Annotated in this window: 16 protein-coding genes; 9 read left to right on the top strand and 7 right to left on the bottom strand. The window is 56.2% G+C overall.

What is annotated here, in order from left to right:
• Window positions 1–12: 12 nt before the first annotated feature.
• Window positions 13–1,545 carry a SpoVR family protein gene (locus FZF21_RS12595; RefSeq protein WP_149121303.1) on the bottom strand — a complete coding sequence of 511 codons (1,533 nt, stop codon included), beginning with the start codon at window positions 1,543–1,545 and terminating at the stop codon, window positions 13–15.
• Between the two features lie 321 nt (window positions 1,546–1,866).
• Between FZF21_RS12595 and FZF21_RS12590 the strand changes: the two genes are divergently transcribed.
• Entirely contained in the window at window positions 1,867–3,165 is a 1,299-nt protein-coding gene (locus tag FZF21_RS12590) for a D-amino acid dehydrogenase (protein ID WP_006810975.1), read from the top strand.
• A gap of 9 nt (window positions 3,166–3,174) precedes the next feature.
• Window positions 3,175–4,245 carry a catabolic alanine racemase DadX gene (gene dadX, locus FZF21_RS12585; protein WP_032653929.1) on the top strand — a complete coding sequence of 357 codons (1,071 nt, stop codon included), beginning with the start codon at window positions 3,175–3,177 and terminating at the stop codon, window positions 4,243–4,245.
• Between the two features lie 95 nt (window positions 4,246–4,340).
• Here dadX and FZF21_RS12580 read toward each other — a convergent pair whose 3' ends face one another.
• Both FZF21_RS12580 and ldcA read right to left on the bottom strand, forming a co-directional pair.
• Window positions 4,341–6,074, bottom strand: a complete 1,734-nt coding sequence (locus FZF21_RS12580; RefSeq protein WP_017384312.1) for a potassium/proton antiporter — start codon at window positions 6,072–6,074, stop codon at window positions 4,341–4,343.
• Between the two features lie 97 nt (window positions 6,075–6,171).
• Window positions 6,172–7,086, bottom strand: a complete 915-nt coding sequence (gene ldcA / locus FZF21_RS12575) for a muramoyltetrapeptide carboxypeptidase (protein WP_047738727.1) — start codon at window positions 7,084–7,086, stop codon at window positions 6,172–6,174.
• 107 nt (window positions 7,087–7,193) lie between these two features.
• Here ldcA and emtA point away from each other — a divergent pair, with 107 nt between their 5' ends.
• Entirely contained in the window at window positions 7,194–7,805 is a 612-nt protein-coding gene (gene emtA / locus FZF21_RS12570; protein WP_047738725.1) for a membrane-bound lytic murein transglycosylase EmtA, read from the top strand.
• 37 nt (window positions 7,806–7,842) lie between these two features.
• Here emtA and FZF21_RS12565 read toward each other — a convergent pair whose 3' ends face one another.
• Complete coding sequence (locus FZF21_RS12565) at window positions 7,843–8,574, bottom strand: flagellar brake protein (protein WP_017384309.1); 732 nt, start codon at window positions 8,572–8,574, stop codon at window positions 7,843–7,845.
• 160 nt (window positions 8,575–8,734) lie between these two features.
• On the opposite strand from FZF21_RS12565, the gene FZF21_RS12560 reads away from it, so the two are divergent.
• Window positions 8,735–10,837, top strand: coding sequence for a TonB-dependent siderophore receptor (locus FZF21_RS12560; protein WP_017693271.1), 2,103 nt, complete (start codon window positions 8,735–8,737; stop codon window positions 10,835–10,837).
• A 90-nt stretch (window positions 10,838–10,927) separates the two neighbouring features.
• On the opposite strand, the gene FZF21_RS12555 is transcribed toward FZF21_RS12560, so the two are convergent.
• Complete coding sequence (locus tag FZF21_RS12555; RefSeq protein WP_017693272.1) at window positions 10,928–12,610, bottom strand: alpha,alpha-trehalase; 1,683 nt, start codon at window positions 12,608–12,610, stop codon at window positions 10,928–10,930.
• Between the two features lie 437 nt (window positions 12,611–13,047).
• Between FZF21_RS12555 and FZF21_RS12550 the strand changes: the two genes are divergently transcribed.
• A complete protein-coding gene (locus tag FZF21_RS12550; protein ID WP_023303875.1) occupies window positions 13,048–14,385 on the top strand; it encodes a carbohydrate porin in 1,338 nt (445 codons plus the stop codon).
• Window positions 14,386–14,472: 87 nt separating this feature from the next.
• On the opposite strand, the gene gap is transcribed toward FZF21_RS12550, so the two are convergent.
• Together gap and FZF21_RS12540 are read right to left on the bottom strand one after the other, a co-directional pair.
• Window positions 14,473–15,483: a type I glyceraldehyde-3-phosphate dehydrogenase gene (gap, locus tag FZF21_RS12545; protein WP_017384305.1), complete on the bottom strand. Its 1,011-nt coding sequence runs from the start codon at window positions 15,481–15,483 to the stop codon at window positions 14,473–14,475.
• Window positions 15,484–15,561: 78 nt separating this feature from the next.
• Window positions 15,562–16,542, bottom strand: coding sequence for a helix-turn-helix domain-containing protein (locus FZF21_RS12540; protein WP_023303874.1), 981 nt, complete (start codon window positions 16,540–16,542; stop codon window positions 15,562–15,564).
• An 848-nt stretch (window positions 16,543–17,390) separates the two neighbouring features.
• Between FZF21_RS12540 and FZF21_RS12535 the strand changes: the two genes are divergently transcribed.
• The 4 genes from FZF21_RS12535 to FZF21_RS12520 are packed head-to-tail and all read left to right on the top strand — an operon-like array spanning window position 17,391 to window position 21,040.
• Entirely contained in the window at window positions 17,391–17,885 is a 495-nt protein-coding gene (locus FZF21_RS12535; RefSeq protein WP_006810964.1) for a hypothetical protein, read from the top strand.
• A 23-nt stretch (window positions 17,886–17,908) separates the two neighbouring features.
• Complete coding sequence (gene tssJ, locus FZF21_RS12530) at window positions 17,909–18,412, top strand: type VI secretion system lipoprotein TssJ (protein ID WP_022648418.1); 504 nt, start codon at window positions 17,909–17,911, stop codon at window positions 18,410–18,412.
• Window positions 18,413–18,440: 28 nt separating this feature from the next.
• Window positions 18,441–19,784: a type VI secretion system baseplate subunit TssK gene (gene tssK, locus FZF21_RS12525; RefSeq protein WP_015570328.1), complete on the top strand. Its 1,344-nt coding sequence runs from the start codon at window positions 18,441–18,443 to the stop codon at window positions 19,782–19,784.
• 17 nt (window positions 19,785–19,801) lie between these two features.
• Window positions 19,802–21,040, top strand: coding sequence for a DotU family type VI secretion system protein (locus FZF21_RS12520; protein ID WP_003859963.1), 1,239 nt, complete (start codon window positions 19,802–19,804; stop codon window positions 21,038–21,040).

The raw sequence follows: 21,040 nt of genomic DNA, 5'->3' as shown, positions 1-21,040 counted from the left end.
CCCGGCAACAAACTACAGCGTATTCAACCGCGCCGGACACCGGTCCAGCAGCTCCACGCTGCCATCTTCGTTCTGCTGCTCCAGCAACACGTCAAATCCCCACAGGCGATGCACATGCTTCAGCACTTCCTTACGCCCCTTATCCAGCGGCGCGCGGTTGTGCGGAATATAGCGCAACGTCAGGGAGCGGTCGCCGCGCAGATCCACGTTCCAGACCTGAATGTTCGGTTCAAGATTACTCAGGTTGTACTGGGATGACAGGCGCGAGCGGATCTCGCGATAGCCCTCTTCGTTGTGGATCGCGGAGATCTCCAGGTAGTTGTTGCGGTCATCATCCAGTACGGTGAAGAAGCGGAAATCACGCATGATCTTCGGCGACATGAACTGGCTGATAAAGCTCTCATCCTTAAAATCACGCATCGCGAAGTGCAGCGTTTCCAGCCAGTCAGAACCGGCAATATCCGGGAACCAGTATTTGTCCTCTTCGGTGGGCGACTGACAAATACGCTTGATATCCTGGAACATGGCAAAGCCAAGCGCGTACGGGTTAATGCCGCTGTACCACGGGCTGTTATATGCCGGCTGGAATACCACGTTGGTGTGGCTGTGCAGAAACTCCATCATAAACCGCTCGGTGACTTTTCCTTCGTCGTACAGGTGGTTAAGAATGGTGTAGTGCCAGAAGGTCGCCCAGCCTTCGTTCATCACCTGGGTCTGCTTCTGCGGATAGAAATACTGGCTCACCTTGCGCACGATGCGCAGGATCTCACGCTGCCACGGCTCCAGCAGTGGGGCGTTTTTCTCCATAAAGTAGAGCAGGTTTTCCTGCGGCTCGGAAGGGTAGCGACGCGCCTCGACGACGGTTTTCTCCTCTTCACGTTTCGGCAGGGTGCGCCACAGCATATTCACCTGGCTTTGCAGATACTCCTCGCGGCTCTTCTGCCGGGCTTTCTCTTCCTGCAATGAGATCTTCTGCGGACGCTTATAACGATCAACGCCGTAGTTCATCAGCGCGTGGCAGGAGTCCAGCAGCTTCTCCACCTCGTCCACGCCGTAGCGCTCTTCGCAGTCGGTAATGTATTTGCGGGCGAAGATCAGGTAATCGACGATGGAGCTGGCGTCCGTCCAGCTGCGGAACAGATAGTTATTTTTGAAGAACGAGTTATGTCCATAGCAGGCGTGCGCCATCACCAGCGCCTGCATGGTAATGGTGTTCTCTTCCATCAGATAGGCAATACACGGGTTAGAGTTAATGACGATTTCATACGCCAGTCCCTGCTGCCCGTGCTTATACAGCCGCTCTGTCTCAATGAATTTTTTGCCAAACGACCAGTGCGGATAGTTAATTGGCATCCCGACGCTGGAGTAAGCGTCCATCATCTGTTCCGAGGTGATGACTTCAATCTGATGGGGATAGGTATCCAGACGATAGAGTTTGGCCACCCGGTCGATCTCCGCCAGGTAGACATCCAGCAACTCGAAGGTCCAGTCGGGTCCATCGCTCAGACGGGTGCTGTCCCTGGACATGGAATCTAGTGTAGCCATTAGCGCGCCCTCGTTGTTGGTCGCTCTCTCTGACTGGAGAGCCTCCTTTCAAGCATAGATCACCCCATTCAAATACGCGGGGCGCAGAAATTTTTTCTTTGCGATTTCGCGTTTTCGATACGGCAAATAAAGCGGTGCTCACAGAATTTTCTACTGGTTAAAAATAACGCGCAGCAGGAGATCCCAAATAAGCGCCATCCCCTGATACAGCGGGATATGTGAGTTGAGTCACCATAAAAAAGTCATATGTTGAATAATATTTTCAACTAGGTTATCAATCTGTAATTAGATGATTGTTCTTTTGCTCATAATGGAGTGGCTATGCGTGTTGTCATACTGGGAAGTGGTGTCGTTGGCGTAACCAGCGCCTGGTATTTAAGTCAGGCGGGACATGAGGTTACCGTTATCGATCGCGAATCCGGTCCGGCGCTGGAAACCAGTGCGGCGAATGCGGGGCAAATCTCTCCGGGCTACGCTGCGCCGTGGGCGGCCCCGGGCGTTCCGCTGAAGGCGATCAAATGGATGTTTCAGCGACATGCGCCCCTGGCGATCAGCCTTGACGGCACGCAGTTCCAGCTTAAGTGGATGTGGCAGATGCTGCGCAACTGCGACACCCGCCACTATATGGAAAACAAGGGGCGTATGGTGCGGCTGGCGGAATACAGCCGCGACTGCCTGAAGGCGCTGCGTGCCTCAACGGGCATTGAATATGAAGGGCGTCAGGGCGGCACGCTTCAGCTGTTCCGTACCGCGCAACAGTACGAAAACGCGACCCGCGATATCGCCGTGCTTGAAGATGCTGGCGTACCGTATCAGCTGCTGGAAGCCAGCCAGCTGGCGCAGGTGGAGCCAGCGCTTGCCGAGGTCGCGCACAAGCTGACGGGCGGTCTGCGTTTACCGAACGATGAAACCGGCGACTGCCAGCTTTTCACCCAGCGTCTGGCGCGCATGTGTGAGCAGGCCGGGGTGAAATTCCGCTTCAATACTTCTGTCGACAAACTGCTGTCGGAAGGGGAGAAGATTTACGGCGTGAAGTGTGGGGAAGAGGTAATTAAAGCCGATGCCTACGTGATGGCGTTTGGCTCCTACTCAACCGCGATGCTGAAAGGGATCCTGGATATCCCGGTCTATCCGCTGAAAGGCTACTCCCTGACCATCCCGGTGAAGGAGGACAACGGCGCGCCGGTCTCGACCATTCTTGATGAAACCTACAAAATCGCCATCACCCGCTTCGATAACCGGATCCGCGTCGGGGGCATGGCGGAAATCGTGGGCTTCAATACCGAGCTGCTCAAACCGCGTCGTGAAACGCTGGAGATGGTCGTGGGCGATCTCTTCCCGCGCGGCGGCTTCATTGAGCAGGCGACGTTCTGGACCGGCCTGCGCCCAATGACCCCGGACGGCACGCCGATTGTGGGCCGTACACCATACAAAAATCTGTGGACTAACACCGGCCACGGCACGCTTGGCTGGACCATGGCCTGCGGTTCGGGCCAGCTGCTGAGCGACCTGATCTCCGGAAGGACGCCGGCAATTCCGTTTGACGATTTGAGCGCCGCACGCTATCAATCAGGGTTTACCCCATCGCGTCCACAACACCTGCACGGCGCGCATAATTAAGGAGTCGTCATGTCCCGTCCCATTCTGGCCCAGCTGGATTTGCAGGCGCTGAAGGATAACCTGCAAATTGTTCGCCGTGCTGCGCCGGGTTCTCGTGTCTGGTCGGTGGTGAAAGCCAACGCCTACGGTCATGGTATCGACCGTATCTGGAGTGCGCTCGGCGGCACCGATGGTTTTGCCTTGCTGAATCTGGAAGAGGCCATCCTGCTGCGCGAGCGCGGCTGGAAAGGACCGATCCTGCTGCTGGAAGGATTCTTTCATGCGCAGGATCTGCCTCTGCTGGATAAGTACCGCCTGACGACCAGCGTTCACAGTAACTGGCAGATCAAGGCCATCCAGGACGCGAAGCTGCATGCCCCGCTGGATATCTATCTCAAAGTGAACAGCGGGATGAACCGTCTGGGCTTCCAGCCTGAACGGGTGCATACGGTCTGGCAGCAGCTTCGTGCGCTGAAAAACGTCGGTGAGATGACGCTGATGGCGCACTTCGCCGATGCGGAAAAGCCGGACGGCATTGCCGATGCCATGGTCCGCATTGAGCAGGCGGCAGAAGGTCTGGACTGTCCGCGCTCGCTGTCGAACTCAGCGGCAACGCTCTGGCATCCCGAGGCGCACTACAACTGGGTACGTCCGGGGATCGTACTGTACGGCGCGTCACCCTCAGGTCAGTGGCAGGATATCGCCAACAGCGGCCTGAAGCCGGTGATGACGTTACGAAGCGAGATTATCGGCGTGCAAACCCTGAAAGCGGGCGATACGGTGGGCTATGGCAGCCGCTATCGGGCAGCAGGTGAACAGCGCATCGGTATCGTGGCGGGGGGCTATGCAGATGGTTATCCGCGCATCGCCCCAAGTGGCACGCCGGTGTGGGTCGATGGCGTGCGCACCGGCACGGTAGGTACCGTCTCCATGGACATGCTGGCCATCGATTTGACGCCGTGTCCCCAGGCGGGGATCGGGTCACCGGTTGAGCTGTGGGGCAACGAGGTTAAAATTGATGATGTGGCCGCTGCGGCGGGCACCGTCGGGTATGAGCTGATGTGCGCGCTGGCGCCAAGAGTGCCTGTTGTGACGGTGTAACATGTGTGTGTGCCGGGTGGCGCTAACGCTTACCCGGCCTACAAAAGCCCGAACGTAGGCCGGGTAAGCGTTAGCGCCACCCGGCAAAAAAGCAGCTACTCCGCCTCCTCCTCCATCGGCCTTACGCCGACTTTGCGCACCGCGTTATCTTCTTTCTCCGCTACCGTCCAGATCATCCCGGCAAACTCCACCTGGTCACCGACGACCGGCGCAGCTCCTAATAATTGCTGAATAATTTCACCCAGTGTTTGCTGGTTATCGCGATTCTCCAGTCCACCTTCCAGGCCATAAATCAGCGCCACATCCGCAAAGCGGGCGCTGGCTTCGAGGATAAAATCGCCGAAGAAACGCTGATCCAGCGCCACCGGGGGCGACTGGCTGAACAGCTTGCCGAGGGCAGGCAGGTCGCGCTCGCGGCCAATCACGCAGAGGATATCGTTCTCACGCAGCCGCGTGCTGCCGGTCGGGTGAAGCAGGGCGTTATCCCGGAACAGGGCGGCAATGCGCGTTTCAGCGGGCATATGCAGATCGCGCAGGGACGCGCCCACGCACCACTTATCGGCGCTTAGCTGGTAGACAAACTGTTCCCAGGGATTCTCAGGGTGAATATCCAGCCCCACGCGGGAGACCGGCCAGCCAATGGGCGGTACCACCACTTTGGCTTTTTTCGCCGCCCAGCCCAGCGACGTTCCCTGGAACAGCAGCGACACCAGCACTACGAAGAAGGCGACGTTGAAGAACAGGCGGGCGTTGTCCAGCCCGGCCATCATCGGGAACACTGCCAGAATAATTGGCACCGCGCCGCGCAGCCCCACCCAACTGATAAATATCCGCTCACGCAGGTTAAACCCGCGGAACGGCAGCAGCCCGGCAAACACCGACAGCGGACGGGCGAAGAAGATCATCCAGGCCGACAAAAGCAGCGCCGGTACGGCGATAGGCAGCAGGTCCGACGGCGTCACCAGCAGGCCCAGCACCAGGAACATGGCGATCTGCGCCAGCCAGGCCAGACCGTCGAAGTTCTGCAAGATGGCGTGACGGTTGCGAATCGGTCGGTTGCCCAACAGGAAACCGCAAAGGTAAACCGCCAGAATACCGCTGCCGTCCAGCGCGGTGGTGACGGCAAAGATCAGGATCCCACCGCTCAGGGCCAGCAGCGGGTAAAGGCCGGAAGGCAGCGTAATACGGTTAATCGTATGCTGTAACAGGTAACCGCCGCCGAGACCAATGATAATCCCGAGGCCAAACTGCTGGAGGATGTGCCAGGCGAACATCCAGCTCAGGCCGGTTTCGTGCTGCTGGATCATCTCAATCAGGGTAATGGTCAGGAACACCGCCATCGGATCGTTACTGCCGGATTCAATCTCAAGCGTGGAGCCAACGCGTTCGTTCAGCCCCTTGCCGCCGAGCAGTGAGAAAACCGCCGCCGCATCGGTAGAGCCGACAATCGCGCCAATCAGCAGGCCTTCCATTATATCGAGGTTAAACAGCCAGGCCGCCATCATGCCGGTCAGGCCGGAGGTGATCAGCACGCCGACGGTCGCCAGAGACAGCGCCGGGCCTAAGGCAACGCGAAACGAACTTGCCTGGGTGCGCATTCCGCCGTCCAGCAGAATCACCGCCAGCGCGAGGTTACTCACCATATAGGCGAAAGGGTAATTATCGAAGGGGATACCGCCGATACCGTCGATCCCGGCAAGCATGCCGATAGCCAGGAAAATGACAAGAATAGGTATGCCAAGACGCGATGAAAATGAACTTAATAAAATGCTAAAGGTTACCAGGATGGAACCCAGAATGAAAAGACTGATTATCGCTGTGGCACCCAATGTCGTCTTACTCCCACCTCAATGTGAACGCTGTTATTAAAACCCTAACATAATAACAACGTTAACTGCGTTTTATTGAGGGGGAATAACGGCTTTTTTATGCCTTTAAGACCGGATGACCGCTGATTGTTAACCGACTGCCTGAATTATCGTGTACAAGGTGCGCCTGGGCACCCAGCGGCAGGGTAACGGTTTGCTGCTCATGGCCGAAATCCAGACCGGCGATCACCGGGATATCCAGCCGGGAACGAATGAAATCAATCATCGTCTCCAGGGAATAGCCCGCATCGTAATCGTTGAGGGCTGAACCACTAAAACTGCCCAGCACAATGGCCGACTGCCGATCCAGAATCCCGGCGTGATACAGCTGCAACAGCATACGTTCGACGCGGAACGGGTGTTCGTTGATATCTTCCAGCACCAGTATGCCGTCCGTGATCTGCGGCAGCCACGGCGTGCCAATCAGCGACACCAGCATCGCGAGGTTGCCGCCCCACAGCTGTCCTTCACATTCCCAGTGCGGTCCATTGCCTTGCCACTCGATGGTGAACGTCGGGTTTTGCAGGGCGCGCCAGAAATGGTCCTGCGTAAACGCATCCAGCTCCGGCGCACCAAAGTTGCCGGCCAGCATCGGGCCGCTAAAGGTAATGACGTTATGCAACGCCAGCAGGCCGAGCTGGATCGCCGTGAAATCGCTGTGTCCGCAGATTAACAGCGGATCCTGCTGCTGGCGCGCGGCCAGCCCGGCCCAGTCGATGCTCTCCAGCAGCCGGCTTGCGCCATAGCCGCCGCGCACGGCCAGCACAATAGTGTTTTCACCTTCCAGCGTCGCCAGGCTGTTGATATCGCTCAGTCTCTGCGCCTCCGTACCGGCAAAACGCTGCATACGGCGGGGGATAATAGTCTGATTTTCTACCTGATGGCCCATTTCCAGCAGGCGCTGAACGCCCCGCTGTGCCGCCTCCTGGTTGATGCAGTAGCCTGACGGTGCGATGAGATGAAACTGAGGCATGGCAATTCCTTGCTGAATGAGAATCTAATTGTCTATATCATGCCGCTTATACGCCGCCTGCTTCAAGGGGCGACGTACCGCGATGACCGGCTATAAGGATAGATGACGTGAAATTGAGATGGTTTGCTTTTTTGATTGTGCTGCTCGTTGGCTGTAGTTCAAAACATGATTATCAAAATCCCCCCTGGAACCCTGAAGTGCCGGTAAAGCGGGCCATGCAGTGGATGCCGATCAGCGAACAAGCCGGGAAGGCCTGGGGCGTGAGCCCGCGTCTGATCACGGCGATCATTGCCGTGGAGTCCGGCGGCAACCCGACGCTGGTGAGTAAATCGAATGCGGTGGGGCTGATGCAGTTAAAAGCCTCGACGGCGGGAAGAGAGGTCTATCGCTACATGGGCTGGAAGGGACAGCCATCCACCAGCGAGCTGAAAAACCCGGAACGTAATATCTCTATGGGAACCGCTTACCTGAGCATTCTCGAGCATGGCATTCTGAAGGGGATTGACGATCCGGAAGTGATGCAATATGCGCTGGTGGTGTCGTACGTTAACGGAGCCGGCGCGCTGCTCCGAACCTTCTCATCCGATCGCAAAGAGGCGATAGAAGAGATTAACGATATGGATAAAGATGAATTCTTCGAGCACGTTGTGAAGAATCATCCGTCAGCACAGGCTCCACGTTATATCTGGAAAGTACAGAAAGCGATGGACGCCATGTAACGCCTTTGTCGGGCGGCAGCATGCTGCCCGACGCCTTTCAGCGCACTTTGTTCGCGCGTTCCCGCGCTTCACGCTCCAGTGAGAAGATGATGCGCTGTAGTTCGCGTTCGGCGCCTGGCCCGACATTCAGAAAGCGAAAGCTCAATCGCGGCGTGGTAATGGTTTCGTTTTTGCTGTCCACCACCTTACGCTCGCTGATGGCAATCAGCTGGGCGTCAAACCAGAAGCGTCCCCATCCGCCCATATCCAGCTCAATCTGACTAAAACGCATGCCTTCCACCAGTCCTTCCGGCTTCGGCGTATCCATTAACGCGCCCATCCCGCCCAGTGACAGGTCGAAGAGACGAAAGCGGATCTCTTTTTTGTCCGGCATTTTTGCCTTACAGAAATAGGCCGGGTGAAGCGGGGCGCTGATGCGAAAAAACTCGCGGCGTTGCACGAACCAGAGGTTAGCGGGCAGGGGAGCGATAAACGCAGGCAAACCCTGGTACGCGATCGTGGTCAGGCGGGGCAGTATAAACTCGACTTTAGCCCCCTGCGTTTCGGCCATCACCGAGAGGTTTTCTGCCTGGAGCGCGGCACGGTTTTCTTCGCTCTGGCTACCCAGATCCACGATCAGGTGTTCTGCCGTCACGTCCAGGATCTTGCTGATAAACTGGCTGGTTGACCAGTTGATGCGCAGCGGCACCTCGCCCTTTTTCAGGTCGCGTAACACCCCTAATACAGCCAGCGGATTTTGTTTCAGGAACTGCTCACTGTAGCTACTCACGCCAGATGGCTCCTCGATAGATGACAGACTGTCTCTGGGTTATCGGCACGCTGGCATGAAACTTAATACAAACGATCTGTTTTTCTCCGCCGATATTGATTTGCTAATGGAAATGATAATAATTGGCGTTCCCAATAGCATCTAATAACAAGACGACACTATGAGCACCTCACGTTTTGCGTTATGCGCGTTGGCAGGCGCCGTCACGCTGGCATTGCAAACACAGGCTTTTGCAGAAGAACCCACCATCGTGGTGACCGGTACAGAGCAGGGCAGCGCGCTCCCTGCCTGGACCAACAGCGCCACGAAATCAGCCGTCGCGGAAAGTAAAACGCCCCAGGTGATCAACACCATCGCCGCTAAAGAGATTGAGCAGCGGCACGCCAGTTCGGTAAACGAGATCCTGCGCTATGCGCCGGGCGTTTCCACGGAGGTGCGCGGGAGCACCTCTTACATGAGCGAGTACAAAATCCGCGGGTTCAACGTCGAGCAGGAGTTCTACAACGGCCTGCAACTTCCCTATAACGTCACCGGGAACACCAAAGCGCGAATCGATCCGCTGCTGATTGAGAGCGTCGATATCCTGAAGGGGCCGTCATCCGTGCTGTATGGCGGCGGCTCCCCGGGCGGGCTGGTCAATATTCAGAGTAAAAAGCCGCAGAAAGAGGCGAAAACAGAACTGGGCTTTAACACCGGAAACCGCAATCTGAAAGAGGGGTACCTGGACTCCACGGGGCAGATTGCGACCAGCGACTGGAACTATCGCCTGCTGGGTAAAGCGACAGAGAGTGACGAACAGGCGCACACCACGCGCTATGAAAACTATCTGGTGGCCCCCTCCGTGACCTGGCAGCCGGATGACAAAACGCGCCTGACCATTGACGCGCTGGCGCAAAATACGCCGAGCCTGACGCCGTCTGATCCGATGCCGCTTAGCTATCTGCGGTCTAAATACGCCGATCGTCGTGACTATGCCGGGGATGAGTGGAGCGGCTTTAAGCAGCGCCAGTGGATGCTGGGCTACAGCTTTGAGCACGAGTTTGACAGTGGCTGGGGCTTTAATCAGAAAGCGCGCTACTTTGACGTGGACACCCACCAGCGCAGCGCCTATTCAACCGGGACGGGCAGCGAGGTCTACCAGCTTAACCGCTTCGCCTATACCACGGATGAAGATTTACAGAGCTTCAACATTGATAACCAGGTCACCCGAACCGTCGCGCTGGGGGACTGGAAACATCATCTGCTGGCGGGCTTTGACTACCAGAAGCTGAACTCTCACTTCCATTATCGTTACGCCTCGTCCACACCGGGTATCGATATGCGTAATCCGGATCACTCGCAGATCGATAACGATGCGCTGGGGCTTGAAACCGCGCAGAAAAACCGTCTCAGCTATCAGCAGAATGGCTATTACCTCCAGGATCAGATTGCGTTTGGCGGGCTGAACGTGCTGGCCAGCCTGCGCTATGACGACTACCGTTCTGTCACCACCAACTATCTGCAAAACGGTGACAAAGCCTGGGTATCGCAGGATCGCCTCACCAAGCGACTGGGCGCGCTTTATGCCTTCGACAATGGTCTCTCGCCGTTTATCAGCTATTCGGAAGGGTTCGCCCCGGTATCGCCGCAGGGCACGCTGACCGCGAAAGACGTTAAGCCCACCACCAGCAAGCAGGTGGAGGGTGGGGTGAAATACCTGCTGGCGGAATACGCAACCACCTTCACCGCCTCGGTGTTTAACATTCGTCAGAAAAATGTGGTGACCAGCGATCCGGGCTTCCTCAACTATCGCCAGACCGGGGAAGTGGAATCGAAAGGTGCGGAGCTTTCCGCTATGAGTCGTCCAACGGATAACCTGACGCTGATTGCCAACTATGCCTACACCCACGCCATCAATACCGAAGATGACAAATACCAGGGCAAACGACCGACGCAGGTCCCTGAGAACGCCTTTAATCTGTGGGGAGATTACACCTTTGACAGCACACCGCTGAGAGGGTTAACGCTGGGGGCAGGGGCACGCTACACCGGGCCGATGGAGATCTCGCCAGCCAACGACGCAGGCAAGCTGGGCGGTACGACGCAGTACGATCTGGCGGCATCCTACCGCATGGGCGAGCTGGCGCCATCGCTGGAGGGGCTGACGCTGAAAGCGAGCGCGCAGAACGTCACCAACAAAGAGACGCTCACCTGCTATGACGCGACCAACTGCTGGATAGGCCGTGACCGCACGTTCCAGGTCGGGGCGAGTTACAGCTTCTGAAAAAAGCCCGGTGGCGCTTCGCTACCGGGCCAATCTATTGCACGGAACCATCCCCTCGCCCCACCGGGGAGAGGGGCAGGGTGAGGGGCGCTACTGCGCCGCCTGTTTCTCAGGTGCAACATCATCGTTTGCCGCAGGCTGATTCTCCGGTACGCTGTCGCACGGCTTCTCTTTCGGGCAGACCATGTCCAGCATCCTGAGCGTCACGCCGTTACTCCAGCCGAAACCGTCCTGCAACGGATACTCACCGCCGCCACCGCCGGTACCGGTCGAAGAGACATCGTACTTCTCAACCAGTTTCTTCTCGCGATCGTAGGTATGCTGAACGTTTTTCAGGAAACGCCAGGTTACGTCCATCGCCACTTTCTGCTGACCATAGTTCTGCAACCCTTCCACCGCTACCCACTGCAACGGCGCCCAGCCGTTCGGCGCATCCCACTGCTGCCCGCTGTTGATGGTGGTGGTAGAAATACCGCCCGGTTTCAGCAGGCGTGACGACGCGGCTGCGGCCACTTTATCGGCGCGATCCTGTGATGCGGCCTTCACATACAGCGGGAAGAGGGCTGCGGCCGTCAGCTGATTACGCACCTTCCCGGTTTTCAGATCGTAATCCGCATACCAGCCCTCTTTATCGTTCCACAGGTGGCTTTCCATGGCTTTCTGACGTGCGGAGGCCAGCGCGTCATATTTACTTGCACTGGCGTTATCGCCGTCTTCCTGACTGGCGCGGGCCAGCAGTTTTTCCATCTTAAACATCAGCGCATTCAGATCCACCGGCACGATGCTGGTGGTGCGGATGGTACCCAGCTTCTGTGGATCGTCCATCCAGCGGGAGCTGAAATCCCAGCCCGAGGCCGCGGCAGAGCGCAGATCGCGGTAAATCTCGGTGGCCGGACGGTTAGGGTTATTTTTGGCGGTGGTCACGTCATCCAGCCACGACTCAGGGCGCGGCGTGTCCCGATCGTCCCAGTAGCGGTTGAGGATCGAGCCGTCATCCAGCTTCACCACGCGTTTGTTCGCCTGACCAGGCTGGAGCCCATCAGCCCCCTCCATCCAGTAAGCGTACTCTTTCTCCATCTGCGGACGGTATTTCTTCAACGCGTCGCTGTCATGCGTGGCCAGCAATTCCACCATCAGCGAGAAGAAAGGCGGCTGAGAGCGGCTCAGGTAGTAGCTGCGGTTACCGTTAGGGATATGGCCCCAGGTATCAAGCTCGTAAGCGAAGTTGTCCACCATGTCGCCGATCTTATCCCAGTGGCCGCTCTCGGCCAGCCCCAGCATGGTGAAATAGCTGTCCCAGTAATAGACTTCGCGGAAGCGTCCTCCCGGCACGACATAGGGCTTTGGCAGGGGCAGGAGGGAATCCCATTTGTTCGCTTTGTCAGTGGTGCGGGTCAGTACAGGCCACAGATCGTCTATGTGTTCGCGCAGGCTCTGGCCTTCAGGGGGAAAGTATTTCTCACCTTCCTTCGGCAGGATAAAGTTCATCTCTACGAAGTGGCGCAGGTCAAAACCGGACTGGGTATGCTGCATCCGGTAATCCGCCAGGATGGTTAGCGGGTCGCTTTTGGGAACGGCATCCGCGAAGGTTTTCTGATCCGGGAACAGTTTGGCGCTCTGTACTTCATTAAAGAGGGGGCCAAGGAGAATATCAGGTGAGCTTTGCTGGCTCGTTGGCTGGTCTTCAGCATAACCAAATGCGGTAACACCGAGTAGGGCGCCTGCCAACGTAAGGTGTAACAAGCCAGGGCGTAGCATTCGAGTTTTTATCATCGGTTCATCTCCATTCGTCGCTGGGCAGCGTCACCGCTGTCGTCAATCACCTGAAAACCTTAGACGAATATTGCCCGCTTCGCGTGTTAGATATCCCATTTTGCGCATTACCAGACAATTTACCGCCGCGCCCGGACGTGAGAAGCGCGCCGAAAACTATTTACTCGGGGAATGTTTTTTGGGGAATGATTTTAATTAAATATCCTGTCAGGGCACGCCATGAATATTGACCAGGCTTATGGGTTGCAACCTTTTTTAATTCTGTGAACGGGGTTGTGTTTCTTTATTACATTCCGCGAATAACTTTCCGTGAAGGTCACACAAAGTAAAAAACATAACCGACATAACAAAAAACATAATAGCCTGCCGAAAAGCATTTAGACGAAATAGAGTGGCCCATCACTTTGGGTATTCACTTTTATTTCAGGATGGATTCTATGCAATTTAAAAAAATGGTTGTCCTCGTGGGGGCACTCTGTTCTGGCTCTCTTTTTGCGGCACAAAGCGCGACGAGCGTAGATGAAAAACTGGCGCAACTGGAGGCGCAAATCGAGGCGTTGAAACAACAGCAGGCGGCCAGTCAGCAGGCTGCTCCCGTGGTCGTCCAGTCAGAAGAGCCCGTCAATAAAGACGCACCACCGAAGCTGACGCTTTCGGGCTTTGGAGATATAAAATTTTATGGCGATGTGGAATTTAATATGGATGCTGCCAGCAAAACCGGCAGTCTGACTTCTGTTAAGCAAAGTGCTAATAGCGACTGGGCACCGGGAGATAAAGAACGGTGGGATATTAATGGTCGTATTTTGCTGGGGTTTGATGGTTATCGAAAAATGGATAACGGCCATTTTTCCGGATTTTCTGTACAACCACTGGGCGATTTGGCAGGGCAAATGTACCTTGATGATGCGGTATTTTTCTTTGGCGCAGAAAACGACTGGGAAATTAAAGTTGGACGTTTTGAAGCCTACGATATGTTCCCGCTCAACCAGGATACCTTTGTTGAATACTCGGGCAATACAGCGGACGATCTTTATAGCGACGGCTATGGTTACATTTATATGCTGAAAGAGGGGCGTGGCCGTACCGACAGCGGCGGTAACTTCCTGATGAGTAAAACGCTGGATAACTGGTATTTCGAGCTGAATACGCTGTTCAAAGACGGCAGCGATCTGTACGTCGACCAGCGCTACCATGGCGCGGAACTGGAAAATGATAAGAACGTCGCCTATGTCCGGCCAGTTATTTCGTGGCAGGACGGCCCGTTCTCAACGGCCGTCGCCATGGAAACCAATCTGGTCAACAATGCTTATGGCTATCGGGATGACGCGGGTCGTTGGGTCGATCAGTCTGACCGCACCGGTTACGGATTCACCATGACCTGGGATGGTCTGAAAGCCGATCCTGAGGATGGCATAGTCGTGAATCTCAACACAGCGTATCTTGACGCCGCAGACGAAACGGACTTCACCTCCGGCGTCAATGCCCTGTGGCGTAACGCTGAGCTGGGCTATATTTATGCGCATAACGAAATCGACGAATTTAACACTTCAACCTTTGACGCAGAGTGTGAGAATGATTGCTGGATCACCGATCCGGGTGAGTATGATATTCACACTGTCCATGCGTCGTACCTTATTCCCAACGTAATGAAGATGAAGAACTTTAACATTTACCTGGGCGCCTACGCTTCGTGGGTGAACGCGTCGCCGAAAAAGGGAAGCGATAAGAACGACGATCGTTATGGCGGTCGTGTGCGGTTTAAATATTATTTCTGAAGAGTGTCATGATGCCCCTCTGTTAGCAGGCAGAGGGGCCATTTTGCAGGCCGGGTATGCGCAAGCGTCACCCGGCAATACGATCGGCTACAACCCTTTCTTATCCATCAGCACCGCCAGATCCACCAGACGGTTCGAGAAGCCCCACTCGTTGTCATACCACGACAGGATCTTCACCATATTCCCGCCAATCACCAGCGTTGAAAGCCCGTCGATGATGGATGAGCGCGGGTCGCCCTGATAATCACGGGAGACCAGCGGTTCATCGCTGTAGCCCAGGATGCCTTTCAGCGGCCCGCTGGCGGCAGCCTGACGGAACGCGTCATTCACCTCTTCGGCGGTCACGTTGCGGCTCAGCGTCACCGTCAGATCGACAATCGACACCACCGGAACCGGCACGCGCAGAGAATACCCGGTGAGTTTACCGTCAAGCTCGGGGATCACTTTCCCGAGCGCTTTTGCCGCGCCGCTGGAGTAAGGCACAATGGATAATGCTGCCGCGCGCGCGCCGCGCAGATCTTTTTCCGGCTGGTCATGCAGCGCCTGGCTGTTGGTGTAGGCATGCGTGGTGTTCATCAGCCCGTGCTCAATGCCAAACTGCTGGTGCAGCACCAGCGCCGCTGGCGCCAGACCATTAGTGGTGCAACTCCCGTTGCTGACCACAAAATGCTGGGCCGGATCGTACAGCGTGTGGTTCACGCCCATCACCACCGTCAGATCATCATTTTTAGCCGGGGCGGAAATAATGACGCGTTTTGCGCCGCCGCTCGTGATATGCACCGCCGCTTTTTCACGTTCGGTGAAGAAGCCGGTTGCTTCAATTACCACCTCAACGCCTGCGTCTTTCCACGCAATGTTTGCCGGGTCGCGTTCACTGAATACGGTGATGCGTTGCCCGTCAACCTGTAGCGCGCCGTCCGCCGCTTCCACAGGCACCGGCAGCGTGCCGAGCAGAGAGTCATATTTCAGCAGATGGGCGAGGGTTTTACTGTCCGTCAGATCGTTAATGGCCACAATCTGGAGATCCGGGTTGCCCAGCGCCGCGCGCAGGACATTACGTCCGATACGGCCGAAACCGTTAATACCGACCTTAACCATGATGCACTCCTTATCTGTGTTGTCTGGAGTTACTGTAGGCGTCAGGTCGTATGGCGTAAATGACAAAAAAGGATCATATTACGCCATTCTACGGCAGTGGAAGCGCTGGCGGTATTCGCCCGGCGTAAGATGAAGCTGCTTTTCAAAAACGCGGCGCAGGTTGATGCTGGTACCAAACCCGCTTTTTTCGGCAATGACCTCAAGCGGATCCTGGGTCTGCTCCAGAAGCTGTCGGGCGGCGGCCAGACGCGCTTCGGTGACATAACGGGCCGGAGGCACGCCCACGTCACGCGTGAACACGCGGGTGAAATTGCGCGGGCTCATGGCGACCCGTTCGGCCAGCCTTTCGACGCACAAATCTGCGGTGAGGTTTTGCAGGATCCAGCTTTGCAGTTCGCTGACTGGTCCGGTCGCGCCGGACTGCTCCAGATTATAGCGGCTGAACTGTAGCTGGCCGCCAGGCCGACGCAGGTACATCACCATATCCTGCGCCACATTGCGGGCGAGGGTGAAGCCGTAATCATCCTCCACCAGCGCCAGCGTCAGGTCAAACCCGGAGCTGACGCCGCCGGACGTCCAGACGGGGCCATCCTGAACATAGAGCGGGCCGCCCTCAACGTTGACCGCAGGATAGCGGGTTTTCAGGGTTTCCAGAAGCCGCCAGTGGGTCGTTGCCCGGCGCCCATCGAGCAGTCCGGCCTGTGCCAGCAGCAGGGCCCCGCCGCAGACAGAGGCGACGCGTCGCGCATGCGGCGCGGCCAGGTGCAGCCAGTCCACCACGGCGGTGCTCTCCAGCTCATTCATGCCGCGGCCGGTAATGATGATCGTGTCCAGCGGCTCGCGCGGATCAAGCTCCGGCAGGCGATAGTCCGCCAGCAGGTTCAAGCCGGACTGGCCGTGGATCACCAGATGAGGCTGGGTGGTGGCGATAATGGTGCGGTAGCGGGGCTGCGCAAGGCCGTCCGGGTGCAGCCGGTTGGCCTGCATCAGAATGTCGGCGATACCGGCGGCCTCAAACAACATGCCACCATCGGGAACGATAATCAGGATCTTCTTCATGTCCTGAAAAGTACCTTTATCACAAAATAAGTCAAGCGGCAGGCGAACATTGTAGAAGAGACAAATGAGGCGTGCCGGGTGAAAGAGTAGAACGGCAGATGTTGGGAAGAAGTAAAATAAATATGTAGTAACGGTAAAACTTCTTGCGTGAGGTTCACTGTCAGCGCCGCTGAACCCCCCCAGTTTATGGGCTGCAAGGGAGCGCGCTGAACGATGAGAGAGCAAAAAGATGTAGCCGGGCTTAATTGTTTAGGTGCAAAAAATAACCCCAAAGGGGAATTTTGCTCAGGTTATTTCGGATCGCGAAATTAAATTTCTGCCATTTTCTTAGCCGCCATTTGTTTATGCGGGACGCTCGTGCACAATAAAAGTTATCTTCTGAATGCAACAATGAAAATATCCCAGATATATCCCGCAGCGCACAGAAAAAATGAAATTCTACTAATTATGGTAGTGGAGATAATAAGGGGTTACGTTAATGATAGTGGTTCTCTTTTTCCTGTTTAGCCATTAATTTTCATAGAGTTATGCTCGAAATCTGTCTAAGAAAAAGACGATTTTACCTAAGTGCGCATTTTTTATGAGATTAATCCTATAATGCATTGGGCGTATCATTAAACGCCATTAAGCAGGTGGGAAATATTGAATTGATGACAAGCTCATGTAAACTTGTCTACCGTTTGTCAAAATATGTCAGGAGCATGCTGGGCCCATTTCTGTCGGGTTCGTGCGGTAGCTATGCCTTAAAATAGTTACCTGCTGAAAATATTCCGACTATTTTAACAATAGCACCTAAGTCAAATTTTATCCCCTCTCTTCATCCTCTAAATATCGCTACGGAAAAGCATATGAAACTGCGCGTATTGTTATCACTTTTGTTTGTTATGGCGGTGGCGGGCTGTAAGGCGCCGCAGAAACCAGCGATCACCGATGATACGATTGTGACCAGCCAGGTGAATGGCATCACGCTGACGCACCGTCACGCTGTTACCCCTCCGGCGGAGTTCACTCAGGTGAATGAACCGTACCGTGCCATGTACCCGGCATCCCTGATGAGCCGTCCTGACTACGGCGGAAAAGTGATCCGTACGCTTGAGACCGGCAAAACTTACGTTGTGCTGGGGCAGGTTGAACATTTCTGGATGGCGCTGGCCGATGAAGGGAGTGAACAGCTGATTGGTTACGTGCCGATGCGTGCCGTGATCAAGGCTGACCAGTACGAAGCCACCGTGCGTAAACAGGCACTGCGCCCGAAAGCGCGTAAGAAAACCACCTGTGTTGATGTCGATGGCAACAGCAAAGCCTGCAAAGACAGCGCGAACGGTACCTGGATCCTGAACTAAACGGGTTTCACGAGCATATTTTTATGAATAATAAAAATTTTCATCGGATGTGGTTCCCTTTTTTTGCGTTGATTCTCGCGCTGATCGGTGGTTGTACGTCGTCTTCACACAGCGACCCCTCCCGCTACAATCTTCAGTTTCAGGCTCATCCTCAAATCAATGATTCTGCACCGCTTAAGGTCAGAGTGTTGCTGCTGAAATCCGATGCGGATTTCATGTCCAGTGACTTCTACTCCTTACAGAACAACGCGTCAGCCACGCTTGGCGCGAATCTGCTGAACAGCGATGTGTTCTTCCTGATGCCGGGCCAGCTTTCGAAAACCCTGAGCGGACAAAGCTCACCGGAAGCGCGCTATATCGGCGTGATGGCGGAATACCAGGCGCTGGACGGCAAAAAATGGCGCGTCTCACTTCCTTTGCCTGTTCCCGGCGAAAACGCGATTTACCAGTTCTGGAAATGGTCCGCAGATGAACTCCAGGCCAGCGTCTTTCTTGACGTAAATGGTATCCGGGTCATCAGCCAGTAACGCCCTTCATAACAGGAAAGAGATCATCATGACGAAAGCAGAAAAGGTCGTCTGGACCGAGGGCATGTTCCTGCGTCCCCACCATTTTCAGCGGACAGAAAGTTACCTCCTCAACCACGTTCGTGAGTGGGGGGCCTTGCAGCGATCGTATCTCTGGGGCTTTCTCGACCTTGAGCTGGATGAAGCGATGCTACGCCAGGGCTGTATTGCCCTGAGCTACTGTAGCGGTTTGCTGCCTGACGGCACCTTTTTCCAGGTTCGCAGCGACCGCAACGGTCCGGCTCCGCTAAAAATCCCCGATAATCTCACCAATGAAAAGGTGGTGCTTGCGCTGCCGGTTCGTCGCGGTGGCCGTGAAGAGGTGATTTTCAGCGAGGAGCAGTCTTCTCTGGCGCGTTTTATTACCTTTGAACAAGAGGTGGAAGACGACAACGCCATGTCGGTCGGGGAGGCGACGGTCCAGTTTGGCCGCCTGCGTCTGACCCTGATGCTGGAGAAAGATCTGACGGCAGAATGGACCGCCATCGGCGTGGCGTACGTCACCGAAAAGCGCAACGACAACCACGTGCGGCTGGATAACAGCTACATCCCGCCAATGCTGAACGCCAATAACAGCCCGCAGCTGTATGGTATGATCAATGACCTGCACGGCTTGCTGGTGCAGCGTAGCCAGCAGATCGGCGGTCGACTGCGCCAGCCGGGGCGTTTCAATACGTCCGAGATGGTTGAGTTCACGCTTCTCTCGCTGATCAACCGCCACCTTGGCGACGTCTCACATTTAAAAACGCTGCCGCTGCTTCACCCGGAAGCGCTCTGGCGCAGCTGGCTGCCGTTTGCCACGGAGCTCGCCACCTGGACGCCGCAGCGTACCGCAGAGAGCATACTGCCGGTATACGACCATGACGATCTCGCCGTTTGCTTCAGCAAACTGATGCTGATGCTGCGTCAGGGGCTGTCGCTGGTCATGGAAGATCATGCCATCCAGCTGCCGCTGCACGAACGCTCCCACGGGCTGAACATCGCCACCGTGCCGGAGACCAGCATGGTCCGCGAATTTGGCTTCGTGCTGGCGGTAAAAGCCAATGTCCCCGGCGAACACCTGCAAACCCATTTCCCTGCCCAGATGAAGGTTGCGCCAGTGTCGAAAATTCGCGATCTGGTCCAGCTCCAGCTGCCGGGCATCATGCTTCGGGCAATGCCCGTCGCGCCGCCGCAGATCCCGTGGCATGCAGGCTACAGCTATTTCGAGCTCGAGAGGGGCAGCGAACTGTGGCACGAGATGGACAAGTCCGGGGCATTCGCGCTGCATCTCGCAGGGGAATTCCCGGGTCTCGATATGGAGTTCTGGGCCATCCGTAGCCCGACAGAATAATAAAGCGAGCGCTTAATATGCAGGAACGACAGGATACCGGCAGTGATGCCGTGTTTACCGGAGCCAGTGGGAACAATCAGCTGGTGGCGGCCGCCAATCCGCTGCTCAATGCGATTCCGCAAATCCGTCATTCGGTTTCCCACGACGATCAGGTCGGGCTGCGCCAGCGCCTGATTGACGAAATTCGCCGTTTCGAAGTGCGATGCCAGCAGGCGGGCTTACCGTATGAAGTGATTGTCGGCGCGCGCTACTGCCTCTGCACGGCGCTGGACGAAGCCGCCGCGCTGACCCCGTGGGGAAGCAGCGGCGTCTGGTCAAGCAATGGTCTGTTGGTGACGTTTCATAACGAAACCTGGGGCGGCGAGAAGTTTTTCCAGCTGCTGGCGCGTCTGTCGCAGAATCCGCGCGAACACATTCTGCTGCTGGAGATGATCAACTACTGTCTGCTGCTCGGCTTTGAAGGCCGCTACCGCGTGCTGGACAATGGCCGGACCCAGCTTGAAACCATCAAACAGCGCCTGTGGCAGATGATCCGTGGCGTGCGCGGCAGCTACCCGCCGCCGCTCTCGCCGCACCCGGAAGATCGCCCCGTTCTGCGCAAGCTCTGGCGGCCGATGATCCCACTCTGGGCGTGCGTGGCGCTGGTCGGTTTTATCGCCTGCCTGTTCTATATCGTGCTGAACTGGCGTCTGGGTGATAACACCAGCCCGGTGCTGGCGAAAATTTACCAGTCCCAACTGCCGGAAACCACCATCCAGCAGCCTGCGCGTCAGCTGCCGGCGGTGCTGAACCTGCGCGGCTTCCTGAAACCAGAAATTGATGCCGGTCTGGTGGCCGTTAAGGATGAGGCGGATCGCAGCGTGGTGATCCTGAAAGGGGACGGACTCTTTGCCTCGGCCTCAACGGTGGTGCGCGATCGCTATGAGCCGGTCATCGACCGCATCGCCCAGGCGATGAATAACGTCAGCGGCAAAATTCTGGTGGTGGGGTACAGCGACAACGTGCCGATCCGCAGCGCACGCTTCGCTTCTAACTATGAACTCTCGCTTGAGCGCGCCCGTTCGGTGCAAAAACAGCTCCAGGGTAGCCTCTCACAGCCTGAGCGCGTCAAAGCCGAAGGGCGGGGTGAGATCAACCCGGTAGCGCCTAACACCACGCCTGAAAATCGCGCCCGTAACCGCCGCGTAGAGATTACGCTGCTGGTATCGCCTGACAATACCCAGGCCGAGCTGAACGGATTGCCGCAAGGAAACTAA

The sequence above is a fragment of the Enterobacter sp. LU1 genome, assembly GCF_008271405.2.
GTDB classification, from domain to species: Bacteria; Pseudomonadota; Gammaproteobacteria; order Enterobacterales; family Enterobacteriaceae; genus Enterobacter; species Enterobacter hormaechei_C.
The sequence above is the reverse complement of the archived record's forward strand: the minus strand, read 5'-3'. Positions and strand labels throughout refer to the sequence as shown.